This window comes from Sphingobacterium psychroaquaticum, from assembly GCF_004421025.1.
Lineage (GTDB): Bacteria > Bacteroidota > Bacteroidia > Sphingobacteriales > Sphingobacteriaceae > Sphingobacterium > Sphingobacterium psychroaquaticum.
In genome coordinates this window covers 2,738,453-2,755,907 of the sequence record NZ_CP038029.1, presented here as the reverse complement: position 1 = coordinate 2,755,907, position 17,455 = coordinate 2,738,453, and the positions used below count along the sequence as shown (strand labels likewise).

Here is a 17,455-nt window from a genome sequence, read left to right as displayed (position 1 = left end):
TAATTAGTATGAAATACGAAGTACGCACAATTTTATTAGTTTGGCAAGCTTTGAAAACAACTATCGAATTTTTTTGGAGTTTTTTAAGAGCTCACTACCCGGCTCTTGGTAGTCTATGTTTATCTCAGAGTTCTATTTTCCTCTCTCTAATTTTCGTTTGCTGTTTTTCTAAATTCAATTGGAGATTTTCCAGTTTGTATTCTAAAAAAACGCACAAAATAAGATTGGTCTTCATATCCGAGCTGGGCAGCAATTTCCTTTATAGTGAGGTCGGTATTGACAAGCAATTTCTTTGCCTGAAGTATAATCCTGTTTTTGATAATGGTATTAGGCGATATTCCTTTTTCATCTACAATTTTTCTGTATAAAGTTTTGGGACTGATATAAAGTAGTTCCGCATATTGTGAAACACCATGATATCGATAGTAATTTTCTTCAACCAAATGGCTGAATTTTCGCGTTACCGCATCCTCTATTGTTCCCAATCCTTTTTGTTCAGGCGACCTAGCAAGCCACGCTCTACTTGCTGTGATGATCAACTCCTTCAATTTTGTTCTTGTCATTTCTTCTGTCCAGTAATCATCTTTATTCAATTCCTCCTTTATCTCGTCAGCAATCCTGCTGAACGATCTATTTTCGTTATCAGTTAATGTAATGTACGGTGTTTCAAAAACATTGTTGAACAGAATTCCGTCACAAGTCAGCTCTTTGTCGTGGAAGGCAATGCAATAAAACTCGGGATTGAAATAAATCAGTGCCCCTTTACTATTATCCTCAATTTGGAAATGTTGTCCCACACTAAAGAAAAATAAAGTATCCTGTTCTTTTTTATACTCAACAAAATCAGTAATTACGGAACTTCCCGCTTGTGCGTAAAGAACGATGTAGCAGTCGTTCGATTTTCGGCATGGCAGCGAAAAACCATCCGCCGGACTAGTGGTGTCAAAATCTAAATAACCGATTTTCTTGCTTCCAAATGATTTTAAAATTTCCATAAATAGATACTAATATTATTTCGATTGAGATATACAAAAATACTTTATTTGCCTCTAATGGCTCGTTCCGTTCATAGATAAAAAAAGGACGGTAAAGCTTTAAAACCAACCGTCCATTTTCAAATTTTAAAAGGATTTACTTTCCCCAAAACTCGTCTTCAGCAGATTGGTCTTCAGAAAACAACCAAACCTGTACAATTTTTTCATCCACCACTTCAAACAGATCCACACCATTCATATCCACTGTTCTTTCTCCAATTTTACCGCTAAAACGTGTTGGAAATGAAACTAAATTCCCGTTAGCCATTAAGGCGCTTGTAGGTTCTATCACCAATGAACCTTGTGTGGCTGCCATCATATCGCCAAGCATTTTGCCAATAGCATCCAGACCTGTTTTGGTTCCAGCAAACTGATGGTTTCCCGGTTGGTGCCATTTGGCGTCTGGACTAAAATGTGAAAAGGCGGTAGGAATGTCTCCTTGCGAAAGGGCTACTGAATAAGCCGTTACTACTTCTATTGCTGTCATAATATTTGGTTTTAAAATTTCTAATTATTAATACTTTTTTTATTTTCCGAAAAATTCATCATCTACTGACTGGTCATCTGAGAATGTCCAAACCTGAATGATTTTTCCATCTTTTACTTCGAAAAGATCAAGACCGCCCAGATCCATAATTTTAGTTTCTGTTTTAGCGGTAAACCATACCGGAACTGCTATCAGATTTCCACTTTCCAACATCGGTCCGTTAGGTCTAACCTGCATATTTCCAGATGTATGGCTCATTATACCTTGAAACATTTGGATAATTTCACTGAGATTATTCTTCAATCCGGCAAACTGATTGTCTCCCGGCTGGCACCACTTGGTGTCCGGAGTAAATGATGAAAATGCTTTTTCCATTTCACCTTTTGACAATGCTTCAAAATATGCTGCTACAACGTCTTTCGCTCCCATATATTGTAAATTATTTAATAAAATAATTTCTATTCTCTTTGGCCCATTCCGCTACAGAAGTCATTTTTACAGGAAGCTTTTCCAGTATTTCGTTCATGTGAGGATTGAATTTTGAAGGATATTCCGATGCGTTTTGAAGCACTTCGTAATAAGCTGCAACGCTGTTTGCTCCTGCTTCACCCACCATTGGTTTTAATATATCGCCAAATTCTTTCGGCTTCTGCGGATAATAAACGATTTCTTCGCCTGTACCTTTAGAAAACGCTGTAGCCAAATCATTGCCTTTTAAATTTTCTAACCCGCTGATCTTAAAACTATCTGCTTTTAAATTTTCATTATAAATAGCTTCAACCACAAAAGCACTCACATCTCTGGAAGCTATCCAACCGATGGGCATTGCCTCTGGCGTAGGATAAGCTAATTTTTTCTCATTTGTGATGAAAGGGGCACAAAATGGTCCCATCATATTTTCCATATAAATAGTTGGTTCGATGATTACATAATCCACACCGCTATTTTTTAAATAATCCAGAACATCCAATTTCACATCATCTACCGGAGAACCTATTTTTTGAGTTTCTAACCAGCCACTTGTATTCCAAACAATTTTTTTTACGCCATTTGCTTTTGTTGCGTCAATTACATTTTTGGAATATTGAAAACCATCAGAAGGATTGGGAAGCGATACAGGTATCATAAAGGCAATTGCATCCACACCGTTGGTAATTTCGTTAATTTTATCAGCATCAGCTAAGTTTGCCAAAACCGGCGTTGCTCCCGCCTGTGCCAACTTTTCAAAACTATTTTCTGAGCTTGTCGCAGCAATTACTTCTGCACCTTTTTTCTTTGCTTCGCCTATCACGTTGAATTGTTGTGAGCCTGTAGCTCCAAATACTAAAATTTTCATTTTTCTATTTTTATGATTAATTATTAAAATGTGTATGATTGTCCATCTTCAGGAACGTTCACTTTATCGGTTATTCTTTTTTCAGAAAGAAATTCTTTTAATTCTTTTCGTGTAAGCGTATTGTGGTTCACACCTTCCATGTGACTTACAACAATTGTGGCATTCGGAATCGCCTTATGGACTTCGTTAATGTCATTTTTATTCATAATGACCTGTCCACCAAAAGCAAATTGGTTGTCGCCACCATTTAATACAATTATTTCTGGTTGGTGTTTATCAAGGGCTTCCTGGACGCCTTCGTACCAAACGGTATCGGCTGCTATGTACAGGGTTTTTTCTGTTGGGTGTTTTAGTACTAAGCCGCAAACACATCCTGCAATTTTCAAAATATAGCCCTTCCCGTGTTGGGCTTTTGTTCTGCTCAGCCTTATCTCTCCAAATAAAGAATGTTCACCAAGAACTTCTACATTAGAAAAACCTGATTTTTCTATTTTCAATTTATCGGTATGATCCTGGACAAATATTTTAATTCCTTTGGGCAAAATACGAACAGCTTCTTTATCCCAATGGTCTGGATGCAGGTGACTCACAAACACAAAGTCTACATCTTTGATGATTTCTTCTTTAGGAAAAGGTAAATCGTTTAAAGGGTTCTTTTTGAAAGTCCAATTTTTAGCCGGAATAAAAGCAGGCAATGTTCCTTTACTAGATAACATTGGGTCAATTAAGATTTTCTTTCCTGCATATTCGACAATTAGCGTGGCATTTCGTATTTGTTGAATTCTCATTTATTCTATTTTTAAACTTGTACAAAATTAAACTAATACTTACCTTTGCACAAGTACTTACAATCTAGTTAGGTACCTACCAAATGGTTAGAATTATTGAATATCAATGAAAAAAAACTTAAAAATAAATCCGGCTTGCGACGAAAGATGTCCGGTAAGAGCATCTTTAACTTTGTTAAGTGGTAAATGGACGTTAATGATATTGTTTCAAATCAACGAGAATACGGTGCGATATGGCGAACTGAAAAGATCGGTTGTAGGCATCAGTGAAAAAATGCTGATACAAGAATTGAATATGCTGGTTGAGAATAAATTAGTCAGCAAAAAAGTCTATCCCCAAATTCCTCCTAAAGTGGAATATCAGTTGACGGAATTGGGATTAAAAACTTTACCAATCGTAGATAAGCTGGCTGAATTTGGATTGGAGAACTTGGTTTGACGAAGCCCTCTCACACACTGATTTGTAATATAGAACGACTTCAATTCCGGACTGCCTATATTTGGATACCCTGTGTATCGCTAAATGAGAAATAGAGTAGAGTAGAGTAAGAAATGTGAAAGATTTACAACATTTGGCAGTTCTTGTTTATGTTATTATGTTTGTTGCACCCTTAAAACTAAGAAAATGGATTTGTTTAAAATTTTACAACCTATCGAATATATTAGAACAATATATGCTTTAAAAAAGGATATTGAAGAATGGGCTGAAATCAATTTGAAAGATTTATGGCCTGGAAAGTTTCAACTATCTTATATGCAAATTTTGATACATATTAATGAAGAAGGCACCACAAACAAACTTCTAGCCCAACAAGCGCAAATTTCTAAACAGGCTATGAGTCGTATTATTTCAAAGATGGTCGAGAAAGACATTATAACAATTCAACCAATGTCTTCAGATAAACGCTATTCGAAAATTTCTTTGACGGAATACGGGCGGAAAATTATCTACGAATCGCATCTGCGGTTTAGTAAATATTTATTAGAAAATTCAAAAAAAATAGATGAGGAGGCAATAATAGAAAGCTTAAACGTACTTTCTGCATTAAGAAAAAAATAGCCGCGCAATTTATTATTGTCACATCTCAGTCATAATAATAAATATAAGTCAACAATGTTGACTATTATTAGTCAACATTGTTGACTTTTGTCTTGTTAATATACAAGACTATGCCAAGAATTAAAATTAAAAGAACTGCACCAAGTGTAGACATGACAGCAATGTCCGATGTGACGTTTCTACTCCTGAATTTTTTTGTGATGACGGCGGTATTTAAAGCGCCAGAACCTATTCCCGTGGATTTACCAAATTCTGTTACGACAGAAAAAATGCCTGATATTAACTATGCTATGATAACAATAGCGGAAGATGGTAAATGCCTTCTATCATTTGCAGAAAGAGATGTGAAAGAACAGGCCTTAGATATAATGGCTGAAAAATATAACCTCACACTGAATTCTGAAGAGAAAGAGAAGTTTATGGCGATGGAAAGCCTAGGTGTGCCGATGCGCCAACTCAAACAATTCCTTGCATTATCTCCAGATCAACAAATGGATAAGGCGAATCATTTCGGCATTGCAGTGGATACAACTGTAAATATCTCTAATGAACTTTTTCACTGGATTTCGACTGTTCGCAAAGTAAACTACAAATTGCATGAAGAACAGTTAAAAATATTGATCAAGGCAGATGGTAACACAAAATTCCCCTCAGTAGATAAAGTTATAGAAACACTTCGAAACCAAAAAGCCAATAAATTTAGTTTTGTTACGAGTTTAAAGAGCGAGAGTTGATACATCTTTCAATTATTAAATTTATGTCAGAGAAAGTGGTGCAATTTTATCGATTTTTGTCATTCTTCCTGTTAGGAACATGCTCTTTTGTTGTTTTTTTATTTTTAGTATATGTGTATTTTATCCAAAACTATTCAGATTTTTCAAATGGATTAAAGCATGGCCTATCTATAGGAACAATCATCATAATTTGGGAAACATATAGGTTTATTCGAAAGGAGTACTTAATATTTGATAGAATAGAAATATGCTATGATCTAGTCAGTTCTGAAAAAATTAAAAGAAATCTGTTTTTAAAAAACTTAAAATTAAAGAACACTATACTGGTATTAGTAGTTATTCTTATCGAAGTATTGTTTTTAACTAATATTTTTCCGGTGAGTATGTATCTGAAGGGTATAAAATTGGCTCTGCTAATTTTTGCTCCAGTGCTTATGTCGATTTCAATCTTTCTCACTATAAAATATAAATTCTCTTTAAAACGATTATGAATACAACTGTATCTTCCTAATAGATTCGTTAACGCAACTTATGTACGAAAACCTAAATCAATGGCACGCTTATGTTTATGCTCGTGAATATATAGAGTGGTAACTTTGTGTGCAATTATTGGTATAATCTGATATAAGGAAAAAATATATGCAGTCTTTCAAATTTCTTAAAGCATCTCTTTTGCTTTTTAGTATTTCTGTCTTTCATTCTTGCATTAACCAAGACAAAGACAATCTTCCTATTATGGGTGAGAAGGAAACTGTATTGGTGGAAAAAGATGGAAAAACAGTTAACGACACGATATACCACACTATACCTGAATTCCGTTTTGTGGACCAAGATAGTGTCTGGATTTCTAATGAGGATGTAGCGGACAAGATATATCTCGCAGATTTTTTCTTTACACGTTGTCCCACGATATGCCCATTGCTTGCCAAAAATATGCTGATAATCGCAAAGGAATTTGAGAATGAAAAGCGGTTCGTTATCTTATCCCATACCATTGATGACAAACATGATACGCCAGCTGTGCTAGGCGATTATGCCAAAAAACTTGGAGCTCCATTAAATTGGAGATTCTTAAACGGACCTCAGGATGCTGTTTATACGATTGCAGGTAAAGAAGGTTATTTTTCTTATGCAGAGGAAAACCCCGATGTCCCAGGAGGATTTGACCATAGCGGCGCATTTACACTGGTAGATACCAATGGGCATGTAAGGGGTGTTTACGACGGCACGAATGAAGAGGAAGCAAGAAAGGCAATAGAAGATATCCGAAAATTATTGAAACAACTGTAAACGTTTAAACCAAATTGAAAAAGATCGTATCTTTCTTACTCCTTATTGTACTTGCTTTCCAATGTCTGGGAAGCATGGGGGTGTTTGTGTGGTTTGAAAGTAACCGATCATTTATTGCAGCAAACCTTTGTGAAAATAGAGCCCGGCCTGAGATGCATTGTAATGGTCAATGTGTGCTCATGAAAAAGCTCAAGGCACTCGATGAGAAATCTTCTGATAAAAGCCTCCCCCAAAATGTAAAATACGAAAACTTCATTTGCCTGATTCAAGATCAGTTGACTATCCCGGAGCAAATATTGATTCGTGCAGAACATAAATATATTACGTATTACAGCGCCTACTACAGCTTTATCCATTTTAAGAATAACTTCCGTCCCCCTCGATTCCAAGTCTAATTTACCCCTATAAATTTAGTAGTGCTGTGTTGGCCAAAGGTATATTTATCCTTATGGCTGTCAACACAGCTATTTTGGCATTGAATAAAATCGAGAATGAAACCGAGATGTAAATAATATTGATCACAGGGCAATGATTATTTACATCGAGCTCTCATCTTCCATTAAAAAGGAAATAAACAGATGAAATCAGTTTACTTTGGAAAAGTATCCATGCTTTTGGGCATTGCGTCTATGGCTTTGGTATACAGTTTAACCGGGTGCGGAAACAATACACAGACCCAACAAAAGAATCCTGCTGACACAGCTGGTAATACGTTTGATATAAGCACATTAACCAAAATTGCAGATACTACGTTAACCGACAATAAGGTGAGTGTATTTGCACAGGACAGTCTGACAAGTAAAAACGAAACAATCTATATTCAGGTCACAGACCTCGAAGGAAGTCCAGTTACAAATGCACATCTTGATTATGATGTAATCATGGACATGGGCATGATGTCTCATGGAGGGCCCTATTACCCTTTAATCGATTTGGGAAACGGATTATTTAAGGCCGAAGTTGTCTTTATCATGGCCAACATGGATGATATGGGTGAAGGATGGATGTTGCATGCCGTCCTTAACAAAAAAGATAGCTTGTCTTTTCTCTTACCTGTATCAGAGGCGAAGCCTGCGCGCACGATCCCCGTAGGCACCAAAGATGATAGCCAGGTGTTCGTTAGTCTATTATTACCCGCGGAGGTAAAGACCGCTAGCCAACCTATTGACTTCACGCTTCACAAAATGGATCATAACCTCTTCCCGGTATTGGACGGCTACACGGTCGAGATAGAACCTTTTATGCCGGATATGGGCCATGGATCTCCGAATAATGAAGCCGCTACAAGTAAAGGTAATGGACGTTATAGCGGAATGGTCAATTTTACGATGAAAGGTCATTGGAAGATTAAAGTGAATCTATTAAAAGGTGGAGAAAAAGTATCACAGGAGGAGTTGGTATTTCCTGTTGAGGTCAGATAAAATACAAACCAATTAGTATAATAATTAGAGAAATGAAGAAGCAAAATCTATTTTTTGCAGCCATCGCTGCGTTGGTGTTCACATCTTGTGAAAAGACTGAAATAAAAGAAGTCGAAAAAATTGTTTATGCCGATCAGGCTGGAGATTTGTCGCTGACGTTTGATGCCCAGTATGGCGAGTTTGATTTTGAACTGAATAAGAAATACCCCTACAAACTGGTTAATTCCAGTGGAACTTATGATCTGGAATTTGAATTTAATCGTCTCCGTTACTGGGTAAGCAATGTCAAACTGATTGATAAAGATAATAATGAACATGCCCTACCTGATTCCTATTATCTGGTGGAGGAAACCAATGAGATAGCTGTACCGCATTTGGTCAATGGAGAGAGGTATCCAGCAACCAAGCGCGAAGACGTAACGGTCAAAGACATTCCTTTTGGTGAATATAAGGCCATTAAATTTTCTATTGGTGTAGATCAAAAATACAATGATAATATCACCCTGACCGCAGGTGAACTAGGTTCGCTGAACGGAATGGGTGTCAGTGATGGCTGGATGTGGTTCACGAGTTACAAATTCTTGACCTTGGCCGGTACCATGCATTGGGCAGCCGGGACACCAACTTCGAAGGCACTGTCGTGGGAAACAGGTTCCAACGAACTGTTTGATGGCGCTGAAAAAACTATAGAACTGGCTACACCGCTAAAAATTGATGCTCAAAACTCGGCAAAAATCACTTTGGACGTGGATGTCAAAGAATTGCTATCAGCTACCGATCAGCCTTGGACCAACAACAGCATCAGCCAAAGCAAAAAAGAACTGATGAAAGCTTTTCGCAATGCTTTCTTAAGTAAATCGCTAACATTCAAAGAAGCAGGTTCGGTTTCTGTGGAAGCAAATTAATGTCTATAAAGCTAAGAAATAAATATTTCATTGGAGTCTTCGTCCTTTTGGTCGGGTTGTTCGGCGTATTATCCTGTTCAAAGGATGATGACCTACCCATTACCGGCGAGGAGGAGATTCCTTTTGCTTTTCGTCAGCCTGCATTTTTTCCCAAAGCGGTCGAGTCCGCTATCGATCCCAAAACGGGTCTGCCCTCAAATCCGCTGACCGAGACGGGAGTTGAATTGGGCCGGCGACTTTTCTACGACCCGATTCTGTCCGCCAACAAGCAGGTTTCCTGTGCAAGTTGTCACCACCAAAGCAAAGGCTTTTCCGATGGAGTGGCACTCACCACAGCCGGTGTATCAGGTAAGCCTTTGGAGCGGCACTCCCCCACATTGATCAATCTCGCATGGACTGACAAGGGTTTCTTTTGGGACGGTGGGTCGACCAATCTGGAATCACAGGCATTTGGCCCGCTGACACATGCTGACGAGATGGGCATGTACCTGCCTGTGCTGGTGGAACGCTTGCGTGCGGATGCTACTTATGTGGAGTTATTTCAGAAAGCATTTGGGGAACTGCCAAGCGAGCATCGAACGGCTATGGCGCTATCGCAATTCCAGCGGATGTTGATCTCGGCAGATGCTCCATACGACTTTTACCGTCGAGAAGAGCAGCCGGACGCGCTATCCGCCGACCAGCTTCGCGGACTGAATCTGGTTCGCCAAAAGTGTGGCTCTTGCCACGCAGGGGAATTATTTACGGATAATGATTTCCACAATAATGGGATAGACGATGATTTCTCGGACGGATCGCATGAGGGAATTTATTGGGGCAGATACCGTATTACCTACAATCCACTGGATTTGGGTGCTTTCAAAACACCCACGCTGCGCAATGTGATGGTAAGTCCACCTTATATGCATGACGGCAGATTCAAGACGATAGATGAGGTACTAAATCATTACCGTTTCGATATTAAAGATACCCCTGTTACCGCTTCGGTATTATACCAGAACAATGACCGGGTCGGCATACCCATGACAGACAAAGAAGTCGAGGACATTAAGTCTTTTCTGAATGCGTTGACCGATGAGACATTTTTAAAAAACAGGGAATTTTCAAGTCCTTTTAAATAATTGATATGAAATATCCATGTAGCACAAGCTGCACAAACACGAATGAATATAGTGTGGATATTCCATATGGCCGTTAAAAGACAAAATGCGAAGCATTCATGAGTGCCAATAAAACACATACCAAAGACGAATAATTATATACATATGAAATATAAAATGATAAAAAGAAACTGGAAGAATATGGCGACCGCACTTATAGCGTTTTGCTTTCTCCTATCGGCCTGTAAAAAGGATGACGATATTATTGACGAAACTAAAATGGGCGATTTCTCTATTGAGTTTGACCATATCGTTGGGGAAGACCGATTATATATCGACCCTAACTATCTGTACCGAAATGCAAAGGGCGAGCAATTCAGTATACGTATCCTGATGTACTACATCAGCAATATCAAGCTTTACAAAGCCGATGGAAGTAGTTATACCGTTCCGCAGGACGATAGTTATTTTATGGTAGATGGATCAGATCGAACGACCCGCTTTACAAAGGTTAAAGTGCCGGAAGGAGATTATACGAAAGTTGAGTTTATGATCGGCGTCGATCAGGAAAGAAACATGATGCCTATGGAACGAAGAACAGGGGTGCTTTCCTTCAATCCGGGAGAAGGCCATGCGGGTATGTTCTGGACATGGAGCCAGGGTTATATCTTCTTCAAACTGGAAGGGAACAGTGACGTGGTAACAGATGATCAGCAAGGTGACCCTACTGGTAATAAACAATTCAAATATCATATCGGAGGTTTCGGTTATCCTTTTGACGATCCGGAAGCAATGAACAATATCAAAGTCATTACCGTTGACCTGACCAAAACCAGTGGGGACCATCTGGCGCACGTGAGAACAGATTTAAGGAGCAATGTCCATTTGATGGTTGACCTGATGCAGATCTTTAATGGCCCGTATAAGTTGAGTATAGCGGATAAACCTAACGTTATGTTCAATAAAGAGGATAGTGGGAATATCGCGGGTAATTTTGAATCCCTGTTTACGCATGACCATACCGAGAACTATGTGCGAAGTGAAGAGGAGCTTTCCTCGAATTAATAAAACAAGGAAGAGATGAAGAAAATAATAGTTATTACCACGATTCTTGCCCTGATATGGGCCTGCAAAAAAGGAAATGACATTTTGGAGGACGAAGAGATATTCTTTGGATTTGTACAGCCTTCCAATTTTCCGAAGCCTGCCTATGACCTTTCCAGAAATCCGGTGACAAAGGATGGTTTTGAGTTAGGGAAAAAGTTGTTTTATGAACCAAGGCTTTCGCGAAACAATACAATCGCCTGTGGGAGCTGTCATATACAGGGTGCTGGATTTACACACCACGGTCATGACGTGAGTCACGGGATTGATGACCGGCTCGGGACACGTAATCCCATGCCGATTATGAACTTGGCCTGGCACAATGAGTTCTTTTGGGATGGCGGTGTATTTGATCTCGACTTGTCAGGGGTAAATGCTATCCATAGTGAGGTGGAGATGGACGAGACGGTACCCAACATCCTGCTCAAATTAAGGGCACGTCCGGAATATCCTACGCTGTTCAAGAAAGCTTTCGGTACGGAGGAGATTACAGATGTGTTGTTTTTTAGGGCCTTGTCGCAATTTATGCTCATGGCTACCAGTAGTGATTCCAAATACGACAAAGTGACGCGTAAGGAAAAAGGTGCTTCTTTTTCAGAATCGGAAAAACGGGGTTATCTGTTTTTCCAGAATAACTGTACGAACTGCCACAAAGAACCCTTGTTCACGGATCTTAGTTATCGTAACAATGGTATACGTCCCAATAGAAGTAATGACAAAGGAAGAGCTATCGTAACGGGTAACGTAAAGGACGAATACAAATTCAAGGTACCCTCTTTAAGGAACCTTTCCTTTACCGCACCTTATACACACGACGGACGCTATCTGACCGTTAGTCGTATGCTCGACCATTATCGCCATGATATGGTAGATTCACCGACATTGGATCCACTGTTCCGTCAATCTAACGGCACATTGGGCATTGCCATGACCGAGGATGAAAAAACAGATTTAATGGCCTTTCTGAAAACACTGGAAGACCCTGCCTTTTTGTCGAACAAATTACTTTCAGAACCATTCGGGTCTGATTTTATAGTCAATTAGCTATTAGAATATGAGAAAGAGAATAATACTATCGATTTTTTCCGTTGTCGCACTTTTTGCAAACATACCCATGTCAGTAGCCTGTGATGTCTGCGGCTGTGGAGTCGGAAGCTACTACTTGGGCATCTTACCGAACTTCAACAAACGTTTTGTCGGTTTACGATACCAACAGAATAGACTACAGACCCACCTCGGCCCTAACGGTATCCGTACACCGAATTCAACGAATGAAACCTATCGTACGATGGAGCTTTGGGGCGCATGGAATTTCGGAGAACGTTGGAGGGTAATGGCGATAATTCCGTATAGTTTTAATGAGCGGACCATTGGTAACAACAGCTTGGAAACCGGAAAGAAGAACGGGCTTGGTGATATTGTTGTTATGGGGCATTACAAACTTCTGGATGATGTCCGTACGACAGGAACGAACAAACTTCTGATGCAGTCGTTATGGGTGGGGGCAGGAATCAAGGCGCCTACCGGTAAATATGATACCAGCGAACAGTCCAGTGCAGAGATGGGTGCTCCGAATAACTTCCAATTAGGAACGGCGAGTACAGACTTTATGATCAATGCAGCTTACGACATTCGTTTGATGGATGCCGGGCTCAACGTTAATGCAACGTATAAGATCAATACAGAAAACAAGCATGATTATCGTTATGCCAACAAATTAACGATTAATGCACTGGGATACTATAAGTTCAATATAAAGAACAAAGTACGTATTTCTCCTAATGCAGGTGTGCTATATGAAACACAGCCAAAAGATGTGCTTTATAACCGCTTTGACGTTACCCAGTCTGGTGGACATTCCACGATGGGAATTGCAGGTGTTGAGATCAATGTCGGGGCAATCTCTATTGGCGGAAATTTTCAGACTCCGATCAACCAAAAGCTCGCAGATGGACGTATAAAGGCTGAAAATCGTTTTATGACCCATGTATCATTCTCCTTTTGATTTCACCAGTAAAATAAATCGATATATGAAAAAATTAAATATAATATTAGCCGTTGGTCTTCTCGCTACAGCTATTGCATGCAACAACAGTCCGAAGACAAACAGTTCAGCAGCTCCACCGCAGACTAAAGCAGACCAACCGAAAGAAATGTTCGTCCACGATTACCTTAAAGAAGGCAACAAAGGGATCGGACCTATAACGTCATTTACACAACCTGAATTTGACCAGACTGTTGCAGATGAAGGAAATAAACTTTTCATCGTGAAGTGTACGATGTGTCATGAATACAGCGAAAACAAGCTTGGCCCAGCTTTGAAAGGTGTAACGAAGAAAAGAACACCGGAATGGATACTGAATCTGCTATTAAATACACAGGAAATGTTTGATAAGGATCCGGATGCACTTGCCATAAAAGACGACTTCGAAAGTACGATGGTCAGTGTTGGCCTAAATGAACAGGAAGCAAAGTCTATACTGGAATATTTAAGACAGGAAGATGCAAGAACGAATTAGAAACTAAAATCCATTTATCATGAAAACAACAAATAGAAGAGACTTTGTTAGAGGTAGTTTAACACTGGCTACCGGTTTATTGTTAACCAATAAGACATTTGCAGGTAGTACGCTAGAATCGAAGGTAACTAGCAAATTCAAATTTGAGAAGGCAAGCCTGAACTATTCCTATAATGAACTGGAGCCTGTCATCGACACGGCTACTATGGAAATACACTATGTGCGTCACTACGGGACATATATCACCAGTGCGAACGAAGCCATTATTTCGGAAAACGTATCGGCAGCTCATGTAAAGGATTTGTTTTCCCGTATATCCAACTATTCTACGAAGCTCCGCAATAATGCGGGAGGAGCATTTAACCACGAACTGTTCTGGTCTATTCTCCGTAAACCAACAGACAACAATGTACCAACAGGACAGCTTGACCAAGCGATTAGAAGCAGTTTTGGATCTTTCGACTCGTTTAAAGAACAATTTTCTAAAGCCGCATTAGGCCAGTTTGGCTCGGGATGGGCATGGCTGGTAAAAGACGGCAATCAATTAAAAATTGGTTCGACACCCAATCAGGACAATCCTTTAATGGATGTGTCGTCATTCAAAGGTACTCCGATCTTGGGACTCGATGTGTGGGAACATGCTTATTATCTGAACTATCAGAATAAGCGGGCCGACTATGTCGATAAATGGTGGGAGATTGTAAACTGGGAGCAGGTGGAACATCTATATCGTACATCCAAATAAAATTAATTATACACAATACAATAAACAAATGATCAAAAAGAGTTTTTTTTCTATCGCATTATTGACAATGATGGCATCTTGTTCTAAGGACACAGAACTTGTGGAAGTAGTAGGTGGAAATCTTTCCATCGAATTTGACAATGTGTTAGGCAACGAGGATTTTGCGCTTGATAAGGCTTTCGACATTGATGGCAAGACCTATACATTTAATAGTTTTAGATATTGGGTAAGCAATATTCGATTACAAAAACAGAATGGTGAATGGATCGAAATCCCAAACTCTTATTACCTGATCGAGGAAACTAAGGACATTGCTATTCAGGATGGAGCTTATACCTATCCTGCCAGAAAGCGGGAGCAGATAGACTTACAAAACCTGCCTATTGAAACCTACACCGCAATCGAGTTCGGTATCGGTGTCGATAGTGAACTTAACGACAACCTCAGTATAACCTCAGGTGAACTGTCCGCTATGACAGCTATGACAAATATCTCGTGGATGTGGCACACAAGCTATATCTTCAGTTCACTAAAAGGTATGGCAGAGGGCGGTACAACTAAGATCGTTAAGATTGAAACAGGACTGAACGATAGTTATCGAACAGTGAAGCTCGATTTTAAAGCTCCCGTTAATCTTGCCCGGGCAATACCATCAAGAATTGAGTTTAAAGGTGATGTACTTAGCCTTCTCGGTTCCTTCGACACTTGGCAGACACCTGTTGTCGGAGCGCAGCAACAAGATGAGATGAAGGCAGTATCAGATAATTTTTCCACTAAATTTTTTACGCTAAAATAATTATACAACGATGTTGCTTAATATCAAACCATTTATATTTACCGTTCTAGGGATAGCATTTCTGTTTACAAGCTGTTCGGACGACAGCCCGTTATTAGAATCGGAGCCCGAGTTGCCGTGCCGTGTGAATTTTTACACGAGCAATTGGTATATGGGAGATCGATCTGGAAATCCAGCGCAAACACCGTTCGGTTATGATGCGCAAGGACGCGTTATATTGGCTCCAGTGGGAAACAATCAGATTTCTTTCGAATATTATGATGACAGCGTGATTCTGAAATATGCAGGAGAAGCTCCCAACACTGTAACCGACTACTACTCATTAAATGAAAACGGTCTTATTACTCACCTTAGGCGTGTATGGATGGCGCCTTGGGAGACCGAAGCCAAAGATTATCTAGTATTGGATTTTGTATATGATGAAAAAGGATACTTGTCTCGCATAAAAGAAGAAGACAGAGAAGTTTTGTTTTCATATGAAGACGGAAACTTGGTCAATATCCATGATGGACTCAATGGGAATGATGAGGATATAAAGCTTACCTATTATACAAATACGGATTTCTCTAATCTTCCAATCCACAGCACCACCCCGATTTATCATATTAGTTCATTACACAGAACACCTACACCAATATTTAATCCGGTCGGAATGGCCGTTCTAACATCCGGCGGATACTTTGGTAAGTTTCCAAAAAATCGTATTAAGACTATTGGTACATATGAGCTGTCATACGAAGCAGATGACAAAAACAATATAAGTAAACTGAAGGAGGTGAATTCGGCTGAATCAATCGATTCGATGGTTTATCATATCAACTATAAATGCTTGTAATGTCTCATATTGAAGGATAAGCGAATATTTTAGATTAAAGAAAATTTAGCAAGCTGTTTCCGACATTCTTAGTTAAACTGGAAATAACTTGCTATGAATGGATGTTGAAAGCCCAAGGAAGGCGATCACTTCCAATCCGTTGAAAATTAAATATATTAAAACTAATGCACACGTTCCCGTTTGATAAAAACGGTTCGTCTTTAAAAACATAAATGGAAACATGTGCAGGCCTGCCTTAAGTGCGGGCTTTTCTGTTTTGCATATCGAGTATACCAGTACCTCTGTGAGCATCAGTAAAGCCAGTGCTTATTTAGGTCATACGTTTAAAATAAATACTTTTTGATATGCAGATAAGCTGTACACAAATGCATCCTGTCACACTATTGGCAATTGTGATTGAACTCGTCGCTATTGGCGCACAGAGCGTATTATACCTGAATCGGTTACGAGAACATACCAGATTGTGGTGTCTTGTTCTGTTGGTTCTCCTATTAATTTTCAATATCGCCAACGGGCTTTTCCCTGATGAAACATATCCTATTCCTATCCATGTGCAACATATTATTGTTAACGGAATTGGCTTTGCCATTGTATCCTACTTCCCATTCTATTTCTACCGAGCATTTGGATTGAAAAAACTACGGTTTCTCGCGATCTACGGGGTGCCGTTATTCATAGTGCTGCCCTATCTTGCATTTTTCGTTTTTGGATACTCCAGTCACGGTGATTTGACTTTTACCCATAGGTACGGATACATAATACCAACATGCTATTCCTTCATTCTATTGATTTCAACTGGAAAGGCTATCTGGTACACATATCGTGAGAATAAGAATAGAAATCGTTACATTGAAGAAGTGGCAGCATATTTCGCTATTATACCCTGGGCCTTTTTTGCACCGGTGGTTTACTTTCAATGGGGACAACTAATAGAAACCTTGTTTACCAATGCAGGGTTTATTGCCATTAGTGCGCTGTTATTATATAGAACACTAAACGTCAGCCGTGCCGAACAAAAATTGCTCGCCGAACTCGAGCTGGTACCAATCAATCTTGAAGCTATCGAGCGTAACAGTAGGTTCTTCGCACTGAGTAGCAGGGAAATAGAGATCGTACATCTGATATGCCAAAGGTTGAGTTACAAGGAAATAGCAGACAAACTTTTTATTTCTGATCGTACGGTCAGCAAGCATGTACAGAATATTTTCAACAAAACACTCGTTAATTCTCGGTCTCAACTCGTGAAGAAAATGAACGACTATGATGATCGTAATGTTTAACCTATTAATACATTACGCTAT

General features: G+C 39.3%; 21 protein-coding genes. 16 read left to right on the top strand and 5 right to left on the bottom strand.

Annotated features, from left to right (window positions below; translation table 11 throughout):
• Positions 1–146: 146 nt before the first annotated feature.
• The 5 genes from E2P86_RS11660 to E2P86_RS11640 all read right to left on the bottom strand — a co-directional run bounded on the left by E2P86_RS11660 (position 147) and on the right by E2P86_RS11640 (position 3,645).
• Positions 147–995: an AraC family transcriptional regulator gene (locus E2P86_RS11660; protein ID WP_134433193.1), complete on the bottom strand. Its 849-nt coding sequence runs from the start codon at positions 993–995 to the stop codon at positions 147–149.
• Positions 996–1,131: 136 nt separating this feature from the next.
• A complete protein-coding gene (locus tag E2P86_RS11655) occupies positions 1,132–1,521 on the bottom strand; it encodes a nuclear transport factor 2 family protein (protein ID WP_123868560.1) in 390 nt (129 codons plus the stop codon).
• Positions 1,522–1,560: 39 nt separating this feature from the next.
• On the bottom strand, positions 1,561–1,950 hold the full coding sequence (locus E2P86_RS11650; RefSeq protein WP_134433191.1) for a nuclear transport factor 2 family protein: 390 nt from the start codon (positions 1,948–1,950) through the stop codon (positions 1,561–1,563).
• 10 nt (positions 1,951–1,960) lie between these two features.
• Positions 1,961–2,857, bottom strand: coding sequence for an SDR family oxidoreductase (locus E2P86_RS11645; protein ID WP_134433189.1), 897 nt, complete (start codon positions 2,855–2,857; stop codon positions 1,961–1,963).
• Positions 2,858–2,880: 23 nt separating this feature from the next.
• A complete protein-coding gene (locus E2P86_RS11640; RefSeq protein WP_134433187.1) occupies positions 2,881–3,645 on the bottom strand; it encodes an MBL fold metallo-hydrolase in 765 nt (254 codons plus the stop codon).
• Between the two features lie 106 nt (positions 3,646–3,751).
• Here E2P86_RS11640 and E2P86_RS11635 point away from each other — a divergent pair, with 106 nt between their 5' ends.
• From E2P86_RS11635 to E2P86_RS11560, 16 genes are all read left to right on the top strand, one after another.
• Positions 3,752–4,084, top strand: coding sequence for a winged helix-turn-helix transcriptional regulator (locus E2P86_RS11635; RefSeq protein WP_134433185.1), 333 nt, complete (start codon positions 3,752–3,754; stop codon positions 4,082–4,084).
• A gap of 186 nt (positions 4,085–4,270) precedes the next feature.
• Entirely contained in the window at positions 4,271–4,705 is a 435-nt protein-coding gene (locus E2P86_RS11630; protein ID WP_134433183.1) for a MarR family winged helix-turn-helix transcriptional regulator, read from the top strand.
• A 110-nt stretch (positions 4,706–4,815) separates the two neighbouring features.
• On the top strand, positions 4,816–5,439 hold the full coding sequence (locus E2P86_RS11625; RefSeq protein WP_134433181.1) for an ExbD/TolR family protein: 624 nt from the start codon (positions 4,816–4,818) through the stop codon (positions 5,437–5,439).
• Between the two features lie 735 nt (positions 5,440–6,174).
• Positions 6,175–6,729, top strand: a complete 555-nt coding sequence (locus E2P86_RS11620) for an SCO family protein (protein ID WP_206367961.1) — start codon at positions 6,175–6,177, stop codon at positions 6,727–6,729.
• Between the two features lie 14 nt (positions 6,730–6,743).
• On the top strand, positions 6,744–7,124 hold the full coding sequence (locus E2P86_RS11615) for a hypothetical protein (protein WP_134433177.1): 381 nt from the start codon (positions 6,744–6,746) through the stop codon (positions 7,122–7,124).
• A 183-nt stretch (positions 7,125–7,307) separates the two neighbouring features.
• Positions 7,308–8,150 (top strand): FixH family protein, encoded by an 843-nt coding sequence (locus E2P86_RS11610; RefSeq protein ID WP_134433175.1) that lies wholly within the window; start codon positions 7,308–7,310, stop codon positions 8,148–8,150.
• A 32-nt stretch (positions 8,151–8,182) separates the two neighbouring features.
• The gene (locus tag E2P86_RS11605; protein WP_134433173.1) at positions 8,183–9,055 is read left to right on the top strand and encodes an MbnP family protein; all 873 of its coding nucleotides are present in this window, start codon (positions 8,183–8,185) and stop codon (positions 9,053–9,055) included.
• On the top strand, positions 9,055–10,176 hold the full coding sequence (locus E2P86_RS11600) for a cytochrome-c peroxidase (protein ID WP_134433171.1): 1,122 nt from the start codon (positions 9,055–9,057) through the stop codon (positions 10,174–10,176). Before E2P86_RS11605 ends, E2P86_RS11600 begins: the two co-directional genes overlap by 1 nt.
• 156 nt (positions 10,177–10,332) lie before the next feature.
• Positions 10,333–11,220, top strand: a complete 888-nt coding sequence (locus tag E2P86_RS11595; RefSeq protein WP_134434044.1) for an MbnP family protein — start codon at positions 10,333–10,335, stop codon at positions 11,218–11,220.
• Between the two features lie 15 nt (positions 11,221–11,235).
• On the top strand, positions 11,236–12,303 hold the full coding sequence (locus E2P86_RS11590) for a cytochrome-c peroxidase (RefSeq protein ID WP_134433169.1): 1,068 nt from the start codon (positions 11,236–11,238) through the stop codon (positions 12,301–12,303).
• Between the two features lie 10 nt (positions 12,304–12,313).
• Positions 12,314–13,264 (top strand): transporter family protein, encoded by a 951-nt coding sequence (locus E2P86_RS11585; protein ID WP_134433167.1) that lies wholly within the window; start codon positions 12,314–12,316, stop codon positions 13,262–13,264.
• Positions 13,265–13,289: 25 nt separating this feature from the next.
• On the top strand, positions 13,290–13,778 hold the full coding sequence (locus tag E2P86_RS11580) for a c-type cytochrome (RefSeq protein WP_134433165.1): 489 nt from the start codon (positions 13,290–13,292) through the stop codon (positions 13,776–13,778).
• A 19-nt stretch (positions 13,779–13,797) separates the two neighbouring features.
• Positions 13,798–14,523, top strand: a complete 726-nt coding sequence (locus tag E2P86_RS11575; RefSeq protein ID WP_134433163.1) for a superoxide dismutase — start codon at positions 13,798–13,800, stop codon at positions 14,521–14,523.
• Between the two features lie 28 nt (positions 14,524–14,551).
• Positions 14,552–15,319: an MbnP family protein gene (locus tag E2P86_RS11570; protein WP_134433161.1), complete on the top strand. Its 768-nt coding sequence runs from the start codon at positions 14,552–14,554 to the stop codon at positions 15,317–15,319.
• A 10-nt stretch (positions 15,320–15,329) separates the two neighbouring features.
• Entirely contained in the window at positions 15,330–16,154 is an 825-nt protein-coding gene (locus E2P86_RS11565) for a DUF4595 domain-containing protein (RefSeq protein ID WP_134433159.1), read from the top strand.
• Between the two features lie 365 nt (positions 16,155–16,519).
• Positions 16,520–17,434 (top strand): helix-turn-helix transcriptional regulator, encoded by a 915-nt coding sequence (locus E2P86_RS11560; RefSeq protein ID WP_240775498.1) that lies wholly within the window; start codon positions 16,520–16,522, stop codon positions 17,432–17,434.
• The last annotated feature ends 21 nt before the right edge of the window (positions 17,435–17,455 follow it).